The following is a 14,649-nucleotide window of genomic DNA, read 5'->3' as shown; positions in this document are numbered from 1 at the left end:
CAATGGGGGTGACACCTGCGCGCGTTGCGGCAGGGCAAATGGTTGGCACACGGCCATGTCTCCTCTTCTTGTTTGCCTGCGGGGTCGTTGCCTCGCAGGTCAGCGGCTGGCGCACAGGCGCGATGCCCCGGCGCCAGCCGTCCTGCTACACCATCAGAAGAAGCCCAGCGGCTTGGTGTCGTAGCTCACCAGCAGGTTCTTGGTCTGCTGATAGTGGTCGAGCATCATCTTGTGGGTCTCGCGGCCCACACCCGATTTCTTGTAGCCGCCAAACGCCGCGTGCGCCGGATACAGGTGGTAGCAGTTCGTCCACACGCGCCCTGCTTTGATGGCACGGCCCACGCGGTACGCGCGGTTGATGTCGCGCGTCCAAAGACCGGCGCCCAGGCCAAAGTCGGTGTCATTAGCGATCTGCAGGGCTTGCGCTTCGTCCTTGAACGTCGTCACGGCAATCACCGGGCCGAAGATCTCTTCCTGGAACACGCGCATGCTGTTGTCGCCCTTGAGCAGCGTCGGCTTGATGTAGTAGCCCTTCGACAGATTGCCGGGCAGCACTTCCACATCGCCACCGACCAGACATTCGGCGCCTTCTTCCTGCGCGATCTCCAGGTAGCTGCGGATCTTGTAGAACTGCTGCTCCGAAGCCTGCGCGCCGACCATCGTGTCGGTGTCGAGCGGGTCGCCGCGCTTGATGGCGGCCACCTTGGTCAACACCGCATCCATGAAGCGGCTGTAGATGGATTCCTGCACCAGCGCGCGCGACGGGCACGTGCACACCTCGCCCTGGTTGAAGAAGCCCAGCACCAGGCCTTCGGCGGCCTTTTCGATGAAGCTCGGCTCGGCCTGCATGATGTCTTCGAAGTAGATGTTGGGCGACTTGCCGCCCAGCTCCACCGTTGACGGAATGATGTTTTCGGCCGCGCACTTCATGATGTGCGAGCCGACCGGCGTCGAGCCCGTAAAGGCGATCTTGGCGATGCGCTTGCTGGTGGCCAGTGCCTCGCCGGCTTCCTTGCCGTAGCCGTGCACGACATTGAGCACGCCCGCCGGCAGCAGATCGCCAATCAGCTCCATCAGCACGCAGATGCCCAGCGGCGTCTGCTCGGCCGGCTTGAGGACCACGCAGTTGCCGGCAGCCAGTGCGGGCGCCAGCTTCCATGCAGCCATCAGCAGCGGGAAATTCCACGGGATGATCTGGCCAACCACGCCCAGCGGCTCGTGGATGTGATACGCCACGGTGTGTTCGTTGATCTCGGCAGCGGAGCCTTCCTGCGCGCGGATGCAGCCGGCGAAGTAGCGGAAGTGGTCCACGGCCAGCGGGATGTCGGCATTTAGCGTTTCGCGCACGGGCTTGCCGTTGTCCCACGTTTCGGTCACGGCCAGCAGTTCGAGGTTCTGCTCGATGCGGTCGGCAATCTTCAGGAGGATCAGCGAGCGGTCCTGCACCGAGGTGCGGCCCCAGGCATCAGCGGCGGCGTGCGCGGCGTCGAGCGCGCGGTCGATGTCTTCAGCGGTCGAGCGCGGGAACTCGCCGATCACCTCGCCCGTCACCGGGGTCGTGTTGGTGAAGTACTGGCCCTTGACCGGCGACACGAATTCGCCACCGATGAAATTGCCATAGCGCGGCTTGAACGAAACGATGGCGCCGGGAGTGCCGGGATGAGCGTAACGCATGGGTTGTCTCCTGATGTTTGAGTGATGACCGCAGCGTCGTTGTCTGCGCTGTGTCCGGTCGTCATCTGCAAAACCCGGGCCATCCCCTGCGGTGGATGCTCGATCCACTCCCATCGCTTGTTCACGCCGATCGGCCGGCCTGACTGTTCCAGAATGGAACAACAGGTGTTGCAAAGCTCAACGCCTCATCACCTGAACACCCGATGGACGCTTGTGCGGACACACCGCTTGCATGGCATGACTTTCGCAACGTGGACCTTTCATCTGAACCTGCCAAGGCACACGATGAGAACGGCTTCACTCCATGCTGCCGCTGCTGCGCTGGCCGTTGCGTACCTGTCCGGGCCGGCCCGCGCCGATACGAACGTCGACCCGGCGGGCTCGCCGCTCTGGCCGACGATTCAGCAGGAGGTGTTTGGCGCGGCGCGGACGACGTTCGACAGCCGCATCAAGATCACCGGACCGGCGTTTGCGGAAGACGCGATGCAGGTGCCGATTGCGTTCGACGCATCGGCGCTCGGCAAGGTGGAGCGCATCGTCGTCGCGGTCGACCGCAACCCGATTCGCAAGGTGCTCGAATTCGCGCCGATGCACGTACGCCCGGCGCTGTCGTTCCGGTTCAAGCTGCAGGAGGCCTCTGCGGTGCGCGTGGCCGCACGTACGCCGGACGGTGTCTGGCATGTCGGCACCTTGCAGGTGGATGCCACCGGCGGTGGCTGCACGCTGCCGGGCGCCACACGCCAGAACGCCACCTGGAGCACCACGCTGAACCAGGTCGAGTCGCGCGTGTTTCCGGGCTTCAACGGCGCAGGCAGCCGCATCCGTCTGCGCGTGATGCATCCGATGGACACCGGCCTGGTGGCGGGCATTCCGTCGTTCCATATCGAGCAGCTCAACCTGCTCGATGCCCGGCGTCAGCCCATGCTTGAACTGGCGCTGTACGAGCCGGTGGCCGAGAACCCGATCCTCTCGTTCGATCTGGATGGCCCTGTTGGACGCGGCATCAGCGTGGCCGGCGTCGACAACAACGGCAACCGCATCCGCGCGCAGGTGACACGATGAGCCGACGCCACCAACAGTTGGGCCTTCTGCTGTGTCTTGCGATGTTGACAGCCATCGCGCGCGCGCAGAACCCCGATTACCACCTCGTACCGCACGCGGTTGCGCCCGGCATCTGGGTGCTCGAAGGCGCCAACGCGGATTTCTCTGCGCGCAACGGCTGCAACATCATCAACACCGGCTTCATTGATACCGGCGATGGGGTGCTCGTCATCAACACGGGGCCGTCGATGCTGTACGGCGAGCAGCAACGCCAGGCCATCCGCACGGTCACCTCGGCGCCGGTGCGCTGGGTGTTCAACCTGAACTTGCACCCGGACTATTTTTTCGGCAACCAGGCCTATGCGGATGTCGGTGCCCAGGCGCTGCCCGGCACCATCGCCGGTGCGCAACGCGAGGGCGCGGCCTACGCCGACAATCTTTACCGCATCTGCGGCGCGTGGATGCAGAACACGGTATCGACACCGCCCGGCACGCCATTGACCCCTGGCACACGCACCATGGGGCACCATCGCATCGACCTGATCCGCCTCGACGGACATACCGATGACGATCTTGTGTTAGTGGACCGGACCAGCGGTGTGGTCTTCGCAGGCGGCATTGCCTTTCGAGACCGGATTCCCACCACACCGCACGCCAACATTGCGCATTGGCTGGCCAGTCTCGATCGGTTGCAGAAGATCGTTGCCGACAGCGGCGCGCGCGTGTTGATCCCCAGCCACGGGCCCGCGCTGGGCAAGGCGGACGCCATCGCGCAGACACGTCAGTACCTGCAGTGGCTCGACGCGCGTATGCGCCGCTCAGCGGCAGAAGGACGCGACCTGGCAGAGGTGATTGCGATGCCGGTAGACGCGCCCTACGCGCTGTGGGGTGGAATGCCCGCGGAGTACGTGCGCAACGTGACCCGCTTCTACCCACGTTACGAGAACGCCGCGCTGGCGCCCTGACATGGCGCCAGACCCCGCGCGGCGACACTGGATGCGCATCATGCTCACGACACTGATCAGTCCGGCCCCGACGGTGTCTGCGGCCCCCGCGCGCGTCACGCTGTTGCGCCTGCAGGACGGCCTGTACGCGGCGCGCGCCGTGAATGCAGAAGCCTCGCGCGCGAATGCCGGAGAAGTCGTGCCCACGCTGGTGCACACGACGGGCAACGGCGTGCTCGTGGTGGACCCTGGCCCGCACGCGCGATGGGGACACCACCTGATCGCGGCCATCCGGCACATCACGGCCGAACCCATCCGCTGGGTGGTCAACACGCATGCGCATCCCGAGCATGTGCTGGCCAACGCCGCCTTCGCACAACTGCAGCCGCGCCCTGCCTTCCTGGCCTCCGCCGCCACCGCCGACCTCATGCGCCAGCGTTGCGAAACCTGTCTGGCGCGCCTGACCGCCATGCTGGGTGCGCGCGTCATGCATGAAACGGAGATCGTCTATCCGGAACCGGCACTGCGCGATGGCGATTGGCTGCACACCGGCAAGACTGCGTGGCAAGTCCACGTCTGCACGGCCGCGCATAGCGCATCCGACACGGTGCTGTACGCGCCGCAGCGCGGGGTGCTGTGCACAGGCGGCCTGGCATATCTGCAGCGCATTCCGGACCTGCAGGACGGCTCGCTGGCTGGATGGCGCCAAGCATTGCATGCGCTTGTGCAACTGCCCGCCAACATCGTCGTCGGCACCGCCATCGGCACGCCTGCTCAGATGCTGCGGCCGACGCTCGCCTATCTCGACATGCTCGACAGCACGGTCACGCGCGCCATTGAAGGCGGCGGCGACGCAGCCCGCGCGCTCGCGTATGTCCCGGGCGACGCCTATCGCGACTGGCGCAACTTTCATCCCCGCCATGCGCTGAACGTCGGACGTGCGTGGCGCGAACTCGAAGATCGCTGGATGCAAAGCGCGCCGAGCGCCTGATCGCAGCTGCTCCATGGCTGAACAGACGGCAGACATGTGGTGCATCAACTGTCCCGCCACGCTACATCCCACGCACAGCCGCCGGTATCCGCAAACGTTAATCAACGCGCTGCAACTCCGTGCAATGCGCCGCAAACGTCGTGGTACGCATATTGCAAAGTCCCGCCGACGTTGAGCCCGCCCCCGCGGGTTTAGCGCCAACACCCCATGCGTCCGAGCCGATTCACACGACGCATCAGACAACGACAATACGGAGACAACATGCAAAACACACGCCTTCGACCCTGCGTCCTGACCGCCATTGCAGCCGCTCTCGGCTGCGCAGCGAGTGGCGCCATCGCACAATCGTCGGTCACCCTCTACGGCACGGTCGATGCCGGCCTCCAGTATCAAAACCGCAGTGCGGCCGGCGGCAGCATCACCGAAGTGCATTCAGGCGGCATCAGCCCGAGCATCTGGGGCCTCAAGGGGTCGGAAGACCTGGGCAGTGGGTTGAAGGCCAACTTCAACCTCGAAGGGCATTTCAGCAGCGACACCGGCACGCTCACCACCGGCCCCGGCTTCAGCTCCGAGCTGTTCCGCCGGCAAGCGAACGTTGGCCTCAGCGGCAACTGGGGAGCGATCACGCTTGGGCGCCAGTACAGTCCGGCGCTCATCGGTACGATCGGCACGGAAGTGCGCGGCTTCAAGGAGCAGTTCTCGAACCTGTACGGCTGGGCCTACAACCAGCTCCCCGCACCGGGCAACGCAATGGGCGCGGGCACCAACCCCGGCAACGACGTGGGCGTGTTCATCGGCAATGCACTGCAGTACTCCAACAACTTCGGCCCCGTGTGGCTGGGCGTTGCGTATTCATTTGGAGAGACTGCCGGCAGCTTCAGGCGCGGCAATGAACTCTCGCTGGGTGCCACCTACACGGGCCCGGCCACAGTTGGCCTCGGCTATCAGTCGACGGCGGACAGCGGCACGGGCGAGACCCTCAGCCGCCTGTGGAGCGCAGGTGTGGCCGTACCGTTCGGCGCCTTTACGGGCCGCGTGAACTACATCGGCGTCACCAATAACGCGCCGACCGGCCAACGTGTGTCAGACGTCAAATCGATCGGTGCCGGGCTCGACTACAAGTGGAGCCCCGCCAATACCGCCACGCTGGCGGGCTACTACAGCAAGTACGAAAGCAGCACCCACGACAGCTCTACCAAGTCGGTCGTGCTGAGCAACGACTACGCCTTCTCCAAACGCACCACGCTTTACGCGCAACTTGTGTACGTCAATGCGGGCGCAGTGGGCACGGTGGACCCGCTGGAAAGTCTCAAGACTTCCATCGTTGCGGGCGGTACGGCGCCGGGCGCGAAGACAGTGCTGGCGGGTGTGGGGCTGAAGCATTCGTTCTGAGCCGTACCTGAGCAGAAAAAACCCTTGGCCAACACCAAGTTTTTTTTTCGTCCCTCGGATGCGAAGACGACGCACGAATCCTGACGCAGCGCATGGTCTGGGCAGGCGATCCGCGCTACGCTGACGTATCCTCAACATCACGATTCCTGCCCGCCCAGGCCACCCGGCGGGTACTCATTGGAGGTGCCTTGATCCGCGTCCTGCCTGCCTTTTTACTGGGCACATTTAGCTCAATCCTGCTTGCCTTGAACACGCTGTTCTGGAGCGTGCCGCTGTTCACGCTGTCAGCGTTCAAGCTGCTGGTGCCGGCAGTGGCCGTCCGCCGCCGGATCGACCCAATGCTCAACTGGGTCGCAACGCGCTGGATCGGTTGCAACAATGCCTGGATCGGCGTGCTGCAACGTGAGCCGTGGAGCGTGGAAGGCGCCGACAACCTGCGCTACGCGGGTTGGTACCTCGTCAATTGCAACCATCGATCTTGGGTGGACATCTTCGTGTTGCAGCGGGTGTTGGACCGGCGCATCCCACTGCTCAAGTTCTTCCTCAAGCAACAGCTGATCTACGTGCCGGTCATCGGCCTGGCCTGGTGGGCGCTGGATTTTCCGTTCATGCGGCGGCACTCCAAGGCAGCGCTGCGCAAGCACCCCGAGCTGCGCAATCAAGATCGCGAAACCACGCGTCGCGCCTGTGCCAAGTTCGCGCACGTGCCGACCAGCGTCATGAACTTTGCCGAAGGCACGCGGTACACCCCGGCAAAGCACCGGACGCAGTCGTCCCCCTATCGTCATCTGCTCAAGCCGAAGGCCGGCGCCCTGGCCCTGACGCTCAACGCCATGGGCGGAAGGTTCCAGTCGCTGCTCGATATCAGCATCGCCTATCCGGACGGCACACCGAGCTTCTGGCAACTGGCCTCCGGCCACGCCGGCCGGGTGATGGTGCATATCCGCGAGCTGCCGATCCCGCCGGATTTCTGCACGCACGACTACAGCACCGACTCAGCCTTTCGCAGCGATTTTCACCGCTGGCTCACCGAACTCTGGGAGGAGAAAGACCAGCAGATCGAAAACATGCTGGCACAGGCAGCCAACCGCGTGGCGTAGCCTTCGCGTCGATGCTTTTTGACTAGGTGATCGAAGCGCCAAACAAAAAGCCCCTTGGCCGTAAAGCCAAGGGGCTTTTGCTACTGCTGGCGGGGCTGGCGGAGCGGTGAGTCTGGGGCGGGCCTGTCTCAGCTGGTTCCCTGCCAATCGATTCAGGGTGGATCTGCCTCAGCGCCGAGCGGAGGCGCGTGTTCGAGCAGTACCCAGAGCCTGAAGCAGGTGAGCCGGCTTGGCCCTGGGAATTTCGCATCGTCTCAGTGCCGCCTAAGTCTGCCTGCGTAGCTTCTCCATTGCGCACCTCCGCGCGCATGTCAGGAGAAGCACCATGTACCGCTACACCAAGCTTTCCCTCCTCGCCATTGCCATCGCGATGACGGGCGCGGCCGCCTACGCCGCCAAAGCCCACATTCAAAACGACGCCCTCGCTGTCACACAAGCAAAGATCCCGCTGACTCAAGCTGTCGCGGCTGCAGAGCAGCACGCCAATGGCAAGGCGTCACGCGCCGAATACGAGCAGTCGAAACAGGGCTGGGTGTACGACGTGGAAGTTGTGAGCGGAGCCAAAGTCTTCGACGTTCGGATCGATGCCGACAAGGGCACGGTCATTTCCGCTGTCGAGGACAAGGCCGATCACGACGACGTTCACGACAAGCAAGACTGATTGCGTACGGCAACCCTGGGTCTATGTCGAGGCTAAGTCCGCTCGACCAAACTGCCCTCAGGTTCCCACTAAAGCGAGGACACATCATGAATCGGTGGCAGGTAAGTGACGCATGGAACAAGGTGCCCGAGATTGCACTGTCGTTTTGGATCGTCAAGATCATGTCCACGACGGTGGGCGAGACGGGAGCCGATTTCCTGGCCGTGAATGCCGGGTGGGGCCAAGCCGCAACACGAGCCGTGATGGCCGTATTGTTGGCAGTTGCCTTGTTTGCGCAGCTGCGGTCTCGCCGCTATATCCCGTCGATCTACTGGCTCACGGTCGTCCTGGTCAGCGTGGTCGGCACGCAGATCACGGATCTGTTGACGGATGGGTTGGGTATCAGCCTTTACACCAGCACCACCGCGTTTGCCCTGCTGCTCGCTGCCATCTTCTTCGTCTGGTATCGCGTCGAACGAACGCTCTCGATCCACTCGATCGTCACGCGTCGTCGGGAGCTGTTCTATTGGGCCGCCATCCTCTGTACGTTTGCGCTGGGAACCGCGGCGGGCGATTTGGCGACGGAAGCGCTGGGCCTTGGCTTCACGTGGGGAGCCGTGGTGTTCGGCACGTTGCTCGGCGTCACGTACGCCGCCTGGCGTATCGGTGGCAACGCCGTGCTCACGTTCTGGATCGCGTACATCCTGACCCGACCCTTCGGCGCGGCGCTCGGCGACTTGCTCACTCAAGCAAAAACCTACGGCGGTCTCGGCATGGGCGCCATGTGGACCAGTGCCCTGTTCCTCACGGTGATTGTCTTACTGGTGGCGGGTGAACAGTTCGGCATGGGTAGAAGCCGAGCTGTAGAGGCCACCGAATAGCGCTTCGTTTTTTAGGAGAACCCCCATGTTCGATCAACACACACTCGTTCGGGCGACTGCCACAGTCTCGGCCATCTTGTTTCTGAGCATCGCCACCGGTTGCTCCAAACCGGAGGCTCAAGCCGCAACTGGGACAGTGCCGGGCACATCGACTCAAACCGCATCACCGCCCCAATCCAAAACCGCGTCGAAGCTTGGTGATCTATCGGCGTTTCGCAGCATCGCAACGGATGTTGCCAACCTCGTGGACAAGGGTGATCTGGCGTCCGCAAAAGCACGCATCAAAGATCTGGAGGTTTCTTGGGACGCGGCGGAAGCCGGCCTGAAGCCTCGGGCGGCCAATGATTGGCACGTACTGGATAAGGCCATTGACCGTGCGCTGGCCGCATTGCGCGCAGACACACCCAAGCAGCCCGACTGCAAGGCTGCGTTGACCGATTTGTTGAAAACCTTCGACACGCTGCAAGGTCGGACTTGATTTGCGAGGACGCATGATGAAGACGTCAACAGAGCACGCTCTGGCCAAAGTGCCAGAAGTCACACTGGCCTTTTGGCTACTCAAGATTGCGGCCACCACACTGGGCGAAACCGGTGGTGATGCTGTCTCGATGTCGATGAACCTGGGCTATCTGGTGGGCACCGGCATCTTTGCCGCCGTCTTCTTGGTGTCGGTAGCCGCACAAATAAGAGCCAAGGGCTTTCATCCGCTTCTCTACTGGACCACCATCATCGCCACGACCACGGTCGGCACGACGCTGGCAGACTTCGCGGATCGCTCTTTGGGTATCGGATATGCAGGCGGCTCCACCTTGCTGCTGGTACTGCTGCTCGGCTCTCTTTTCGCCTGGTACCGCACGTTGGGGTCGGTGTCGGTGAGCACCGTCCACTCGCCCAAGGCTGAAGCGTTCTATTGGGTCACCATCATGTTTTCGCAGACCTTGGGCACGGCCCTGGGCGATTGGACGGCAGATACGGCGGGCTTGGGGTACACAGGGGCGGCCGTGGTCTTCGGGGCGCTGCTTGCGCTCATCATCGCCGCCTACTACTGGACCCGCGCTTCCCGCACACTGCTGTTCTGGGCCGCGTTCATCCTGACACGCCCCTTGGGCGCCGTGGTTGGCGACTTTCTCGACAAACCGCACAGCGCTGGTGGGCTCGCTTTGAGCCGCTACTCCGCGTCGGCCGCACTGCTTGCCTTTATCCTGACCGGCATGCTGCTCTTCAGGCAACGCGCAGCTCGGGTTGCCCATTGACGGAGGCAATGGCCGGTGGATGCATGCGGGTATCGCTTGTGGAAGACGACCCCATGATCGGGGACGCCATCCAAGGCGCGTCGGGAGATGCCGCCTATCAGCAGACTGGGTACCGAATGGCCAATCCGCCGTGGCCGCGTTAGACGCCGGAAGGGTCACGTCCATCGCCGCCATTGCAGAGGTAGAGGGCGCTACTCGCTACTTTGCGACGCGCGTCATCTGCCGGACCTTCCCGGCGCCTGACCTTGTGCGGGCGATGTTGGATGGTGCCCAACCGCCGGCTCTGACCTCCGATGCCCACGTGCAAAACGTACCCTTGCCCATCGACTGGGCCCAGTTGCCCGGGTTCATCTCCGCCTGATTCAGCGCCGACATCAGCAGCAAAACTGGCTATCGGTACGCCGCCGCACTGGCACTCTGAGAATGGCGGTCCCAAACCCACGAAAACTCGCTCCACGGTACCGCCAAGAACGCTTACACGACAAAGCCCCGCTGTACGGACCGGAGACATAGGTGACAGGTGTGCGAGGACATGGTTGACACCTGTCAGCAGTCGTCGGGCAGTTTCAGATCGATACGGCCAAGGTGTTGGTGAACGAAGTAAAGATCGAACTGATCACTTTGTGTCGGGTCAGGGCGCAACGCTACCGGCAAGCCGTGCAAGTCGCTGGAGAGCCTGAAGCAGCGGCTCTTCAAGCGTAGCTCTCCATTCCATCCGACGTTGAGGACGATGTCCTGCGGGCTGTACTCGATCGGTGCCAGCGTAGACGGATACGGCCGCGGGCTGGGCTGGTAGCGTGTGATCGGTGTGGCCAGGTCGATGGCCTGATGCGGGCGCTTGGCGACGCACCGACAAGCGATCCGAGGTCACCGCTACGTGACTCCCCAACCCTATAGCCTGCTGAACGCGTTCCTCGCCGCCGTCGTATCGCCACAGAAGCGCCTGCGCAGGGGGCGAGCAGAACCCTGTGACACGTAACGACCCGATGCGCCACGCTCAGCGCGCGATCATTGAAAGTTGTTTTTCCATTCGCGAAGCGCGGCAAAGACGTGCACATCGCCAAGACTGGCTGACGGCAACGGACTGAGCGACTGCCGCACGCTGGGTTCGCGCGAGCGAAGGAACGGGTTGATCTGACGCTCGAGCCCAAGGCGGCTCGGTAGCGTCGGCAATCCTTGCGCGCGCAACATCTCGCAATAGCGCACGTGGCGGGCCAGAGCTTCGTTAGATGGTTCGACCGTCTGCGCGAACCGCAGGTTGGCTAGCGTGTATTCATGCGCGGGACACACTTGCGTCTGCGCCGGCAAGGCCGCGAGCGTATCGAGAGATGCCAGCATCTGCTCCGGTGTGCCCTCGAACAACCTTCCGCAGCCTCCCGAAAACAGCGTGTCCCCGCAAAACAAGAGCGGTCGATCGGGGCAGGCAGCACTGAAATAAGCGATGTGGCCGGCGGTATGTCCCGGCACATCGATCACCTCAAACTGCTGTTCCAAGACATCCACCCGATCGCCCTGCCTCAGCCGGCGCGCAGGCTCGGGAATCGGCTCGCCCGCCGGACCGTAGACAGCAGCACCGGTTTGCTGGCGCAGCGCCTGCACTCCGCCGACATGGTCGGAGTGATGGTGCGTCAGAAGTATTCCCTGCAGAACCAGACCGTGCTTCTGCAGATAGTCGAGCACTTGTGCAGACTCCCCAGGATCCACGACCCAAGCGTGTCGCTCATCATGCAATACCCAAATGTAGTTGTCAGCGAACGCCGGTAACGGTCGAAGTGTCAACATGGGGAGCCAGCCTTCAGGCAAATTCCAGCGCCGACGGCGCCTCGGCTTGCGCGGCCTTGAGTTCATCGCTCGCCGCCAGCGCGGCCAGTTGACCGACGACTCCGTATAGATAGAAGCGGTTGGGCTCTTCATCCGTAGTGCGCAACGAGAGCGAGCGCGATTGCGAGGATTGATCGACCGGCAGCATGGGCGAAAACACCGCCCCCGGCGCATTCAGATGCTCGTCCACGCCCCTGCCGGCGTTGGCCCGATAAAAACCGCCCACGACGTGCTGCCCGATCATGTAGACAACAGGTTCGGCCGCGGCGCCGTGCAATCGCTCCCTCGACGGCACCCCTTCCTGGATGATGACGCGGCTAAGCGGCTGACTATCCTTGGTGACAGCCGAAAGCGGGCCCGAGAACGCGGTGAAGAGGTGAGGAATCATGGCGCGTTGCTTCCAATATCAGATCAGATCAGATCAGGCACGCTGAGCCATGCCCGCGCGATGGCACCGCTCAGCGATAGTGACCGAGGCGCTCAAGCACCTCGATCTTGTAGCCGTCCGGATCCTGGATGAAGAAGAAGCGGGCTAGCAACGCATCGTTTGCCTTGAATTCCTTGACCGCCAGCGGCTCGTAGCCCGCCCTGAGCAATTCGGCATGCTTGCTGGCCACATCGTCGACAACCACGGCCACATGGCCATAGCCGTCGCCGTGGGTGTAGGGCTCCTGGCGGCCCTTGTTCAAAGTCAGTTCCAGTTCAACATCGTTCTCTGCATTGCGCAGGTAGACGAGCCCGAAGTCCGGAAAATCGAGCGTATGCGAGGGCGTCAGGTCCAGTACCTCGCGGTAAAACTTCAGCGACGCGTCCAGGTCGCGCACGCGGATCATCGTATGGATGAGCTTGGCCATGTTTCAGTGGGTAGTCTGTAGTGTTCTCTTCTGCGGTGCCATCTGTGCCTGCATCACCCCCTCAGCCTGCCGTGCAGCTTCGAGCAGGTCGCATTTACGACGAAGGTAGCGCAGGCAGGTCACCCGCAGGAAGGACGTGAAATTCTGAACGTCGCCCCGGTGATGCAGGATCTCGTCGTGAAACTGGACGATCAGCGCGTTGGTGGTCATGTTTTCATCCGCGGCGAGGATCGCCAAGGTATCCCAGACAAAGTTTTCCAGCCGGATGCTGGTGTGTACCCCATGAATGCGCACGGAGCGCGTACGCGACTCATAAAGAATGGGATCAGCGGTGACGAAGAATTCACACATCGCAGTCTCCTGCAGAGGGTCAACCGACGCTGCGGCACTCAGATCGAACGTTGCGACATCTGCTTGGCAATGTAGTCAGCCTGCCGGATAGCGAGCGTGACGATGGTCAATGTCGGGTTTTCCGAGCCGCCCGTGGTGAACTGGCTGCCGTCGCTGATGAACAGATTCGCGATGTCATGTGTCTGCCCCCATTTATTGCAGACGCCATCCTGCGGGCGGGCGCTCATGCGGGCGGTACCCAGATTATGGGTCGACGGATACGGCGGCGTGCGGAACGTCTTGATCGCTCCGACTGCGCCGTAGATGCGCTCGGCCTGGGTGTAGGCGTGTTTGCGCATGGCGATGTCGTTTTCGTGATCATCGAAGTGCACATTCGGCACGTAGTTGCCCCATTGATCCTTGACGTTCGTATTGAGCGTAACGCGGTTCGTCTCACGCGGCATGTCTTCACCGACGAGCCACATGCCCGCCAAATTCGTATAGTGATCCATCCACCACGCGAAGTCGGAACCCCACCCCCCCGGATTCAGAAAGGCTGCCATGAACGGAATACCCAGCGACAGCGTTTCGAGTTCGTAACCGCCGACGAACCCACGACGGGTATCGTGGCGAGCCTCGTCACGCACAATGCCGGCCATGGTCGTGCCGCGGTACATGTGCACAGGCTCCTTGAATGCCGCATAAACCGACCCGGTCATATGGCGCATGTAATTGCGGCCGACCTGACCCGACGAATTGGCCAGACCGTCCTTGAACATGTTCGAAGCGGATAGCAGCAGCAGACGCGGTGTTTCGATGGAGTTCCCCGCCACGCAGACGATGCGCGCCTTTTGCCGCTGTTCCTTGCCGTCCTTGTCCATATAGATGACGGCATTCACGCGCCCCTTGTCATCGTGTTCGATGCGGGTGACATGCGCCTGCGTGCGCAACTCGAAATTGCCGGTAGCGTCTGCTTCGGGCAACTCGGTGTACAGGGTCGACCATTTGGCGCCGCTCTTGCAGCCCTCGAAGCAGAAGCCGAGCTGCATGCAGCGTGCGCGACCCTTGCGCGGCTTGCTGTTGATGGCCATGTTGCCGGTGTGCACTTCCTTATAGCCGAGCCGGGTGGCGCCGTTGTACATCACCTTGAAGTTGTTGTTGCCCGGCAGGCCCGGGATGCCATTGGTGCGCGTGACGCCCATCTTGTCTTCGGCCTTGGCGTAATACGGCTCCAGCTCCTTGAGCGTGAGAGGCCAATCCAGCAGATTCGCTCCCTTGAGGTCGCCGTACAGCGTCCGGGCTTGAAATTCATGCTCCTGGAAGCGCAGAGAAGCGCCGGCCCAGTGCGTGCTTGTACCTCCAACCGTCTTGCAGATCCAGGCAGGGAGTTCCGCAAAATCCTTGGCAATGCGCCAGCTTCCGGAGGTCGTGCGCTTGTCGAGCCAAGCCAGTTGGCTGAAGGCCTTCCATTCATCATTGATGAAGCTGGCATTCGACTGCTTGCCGCCCGCTTCCAGCACGACGACCTTGATGCCTTTCTGGCACAGCTCGTTGGCCAGCGTGCCGCCGCCGGCACCAGAACCGATGATCACGACGACCGAGTCATCGCTGAAATCAAACGTTGCCATACATGTCTCCTGTATTGCGCACCAGCATGCCGCCGGCATTTTTGTCTCGCTCCAGTCAACGGGCTCGGCTCTGCGTCGAGCACTTAACGGGCTTGAAGCG

Annotated in this window: 15 protein-coding genes and 1 pseudogene; 9 read left to right on the top strand and 7 right to left on the bottom strand. The window is 62.5% G+C overall.

Annotation, left to right across the window (positions count from 1 at the left end; translation table 11 throughout):
• Positions 1-153: 153 nt before the first annotated feature.
• On the bottom strand, positions 154-1,674 hold the full coding sequence (exaC, locus tag AAHM38_RS16580; protein ID WP_004631207.1) for an acetaldehyde dehydrogenase ExaC: 1,521 nt from the start codon (positions 1,672-1,674) through the stop codon (positions 154-156).
• A 285-nt stretch (positions 1,675-1,959) separates the two neighbouring features.
• Between exaC and AAHM38_RS16575 the strand changes: the two genes are divergently transcribed.
• From AAHM38_RS16575 to AAHM38_RS16535, 9 genes are all read left to right on the top strand, one after another.
• The gene (locus AAHM38_RS16575; protein WP_342234305.1) at positions 1,960-2,736 is read left to right on the top strand and encodes a quinoprotein dehydrogenase-associated SoxYZ-like carrier; all 777 of its coding nucleotides are present in this window, start codon (positions 1,960-1,962) and stop codon (positions 2,734-2,736) included.
• The gene (locus AAHM38_RS16570; protein WP_004631210.1) at positions 2,733-3,680 is read left to right on the top strand and encodes a quinoprotein relay system zinc metallohydrolase 1; all 948 of its coding nucleotides are present in this window, start codon (positions 2,733-2,735) and stop codon (positions 3,678-3,680) included. Before AAHM38_RS16575 ends, AAHM38_RS16570 begins: the two co-directional genes overlap by 4 nt.
• A 40-nt stretch (positions 3,681-3,720) precedes the next feature.
• Positions 3,721-4,650: an MBL fold metallo-hydrolase gene (locus AAHM38_RS16565; RefSeq protein WP_004631212.1), complete on the top strand. Its 930-nt coding sequence runs from the start codon at positions 3,721-3,723 to the stop codon at positions 4,648-4,650.
• Positions 4,651-4,911: 261 nt separating this feature from the next.
• The gene (locus AAHM38_RS16560; protein ID WP_009241211.1) at positions 4,912-6,042 is read left to right on the top strand and encodes a porin; all 1,131 of its coding nucleotides are present in this window, start codon (positions 4,912-4,914) and stop codon (positions 6,040-6,042) included.
• Positions 6,043-6,230: 188 nt separating this feature from the next.
• Positions 6,231-7,142: an acyltransferase gene (locus AAHM38_RS16555; protein WP_116575399.1), complete on the top strand. Its 912-nt coding sequence runs from the start codon at positions 6,231-6,233 to the stop codon at positions 7,140-7,142.
• A gap of 325 nt (positions 7,143-7,467) precedes the next feature.
• Complete coding sequence (locus AAHM38_RS16550; protein ID WP_004631218.1) at positions 7,468-7,803, top strand: PepSY domain-containing protein; 336 nt, start codon at positions 7,468-7,470, stop codon at positions 7,801-7,803.
• An 86-nt stretch (positions 7,804-7,889) separates the two neighbouring features.
• Complete coding sequence (locus AAHM38_RS16545) at positions 7,890-8,663, top strand: COG4705 family protein (protein WP_116575400.1); 774 nt, start codon at positions 7,890-7,892, stop codon at positions 8,661-8,663.
• Positions 8,664-8,688: 25 nt separating this feature from the next.
• The gene (locus AAHM38_RS16540; RefSeq protein ID WP_012762495.1) at positions 8,689-9,141 is read left to right on the top strand and encodes a hypothetical protein; all 453 of its coding nucleotides are present in this window, start codon (positions 8,689-8,691) and stop codon (positions 9,139-9,141) included.
• Positions 9,142-9,157: 16 nt separating this feature from the next.
• Positions 9,158-9,916, top strand: coding sequence for a COG4705 family protein (locus tag AAHM38_RS16535; protein ID WP_012762496.1), 759 nt, complete (start codon positions 9,158-9,160; stop codon positions 9,914-9,916).
• A 546-nt stretch (positions 9,917-10,462) separates the two neighbouring features.
• Here the strand turns inward: AAHM38_RS16535 and AAHM38_RS25710 are convergent.
• The 6 genes and pseudogenes from AAHM38_RS25710 to AAHM38_RS16510 form a co-directional block, all read right to left on the bottom strand.
• A pseudogene (locus AAHM38_RS25710) lies at positions 10,463-10,756 on the bottom strand (IS481 family transposase); the annotation flags it as partial.
• A gap of 168 nt (positions 10,757-10,924) precedes the next feature.
• Positions 10,925-11,698 (bottom strand): hydroxyacylglutathione hydrolase, encoded by a 774-nt coding sequence (gene gloB, locus AAHM38_RS16530; RefSeq protein ID WP_116575401.1) that lies wholly within the window; start codon positions 11,696-11,698, stop codon positions 10,925-10,927.
• 13 nt (positions 11,699-11,711) lie between these two features.
• Positions 11,712-12,125, bottom strand: coding sequence for a glutamate--cysteine ligase (locus tag AAHM38_RS16525; protein WP_116575402.1), 414 nt, complete (start codon positions 12,123-12,125; stop codon positions 11,712-11,714).
• A 70-nt stretch (positions 12,126-12,195) separates the two neighbouring features.
• The gene (locus AAHM38_RS16520; protein WP_012762499.1) at positions 12,196-12,591 is read right to left on the bottom strand and encodes a VOC family protein; all 396 of its coding nucleotides are present in this window, start codon (positions 12,589-12,591) and stop codon (positions 12,196-12,198) included.
• A 3-nt stretch (positions 12,592-12,594) separates the two neighbouring features.
• Positions 12,595-12,942 (bottom strand): ribbon-helix-helix domain-containing protein, encoded by a 348-nt coding sequence (locus AAHM38_RS16515; protein ID WP_012762500.1) that lies wholly within the window; start codon positions 12,940-12,942, stop codon positions 12,595-12,597.
• 38 nt (positions 12,943-12,980) lie between these two features.
• Positions 12,981-14,549 (bottom strand): GMC family oxidoreductase, encoded by a 1,569-nt coding sequence (locus tag AAHM38_RS16510; RefSeq protein ID WP_009241233.1) that lies wholly within the window; start codon positions 14,547-14,549, stop codon positions 12,981-12,983.
• Between the last annotated feature and the right edge of the window lie 100 nt (positions 14,550-14,649).

Origin of the sequence: Ralstonia sp. OTU4908 (assembly GCF_038440115.1) — a bacterium.
Lineage (GTDB): Bacteria > Pseudomonadota > Gammaproteobacteria > Burkholderiales > Burkholderiaceae > Ralstonia > Ralstonia pickettii.
Note: the sequence above shows the minus strand (reverse complement) of the source record. Positions and strands in the feature narration are given on the sequence as shown.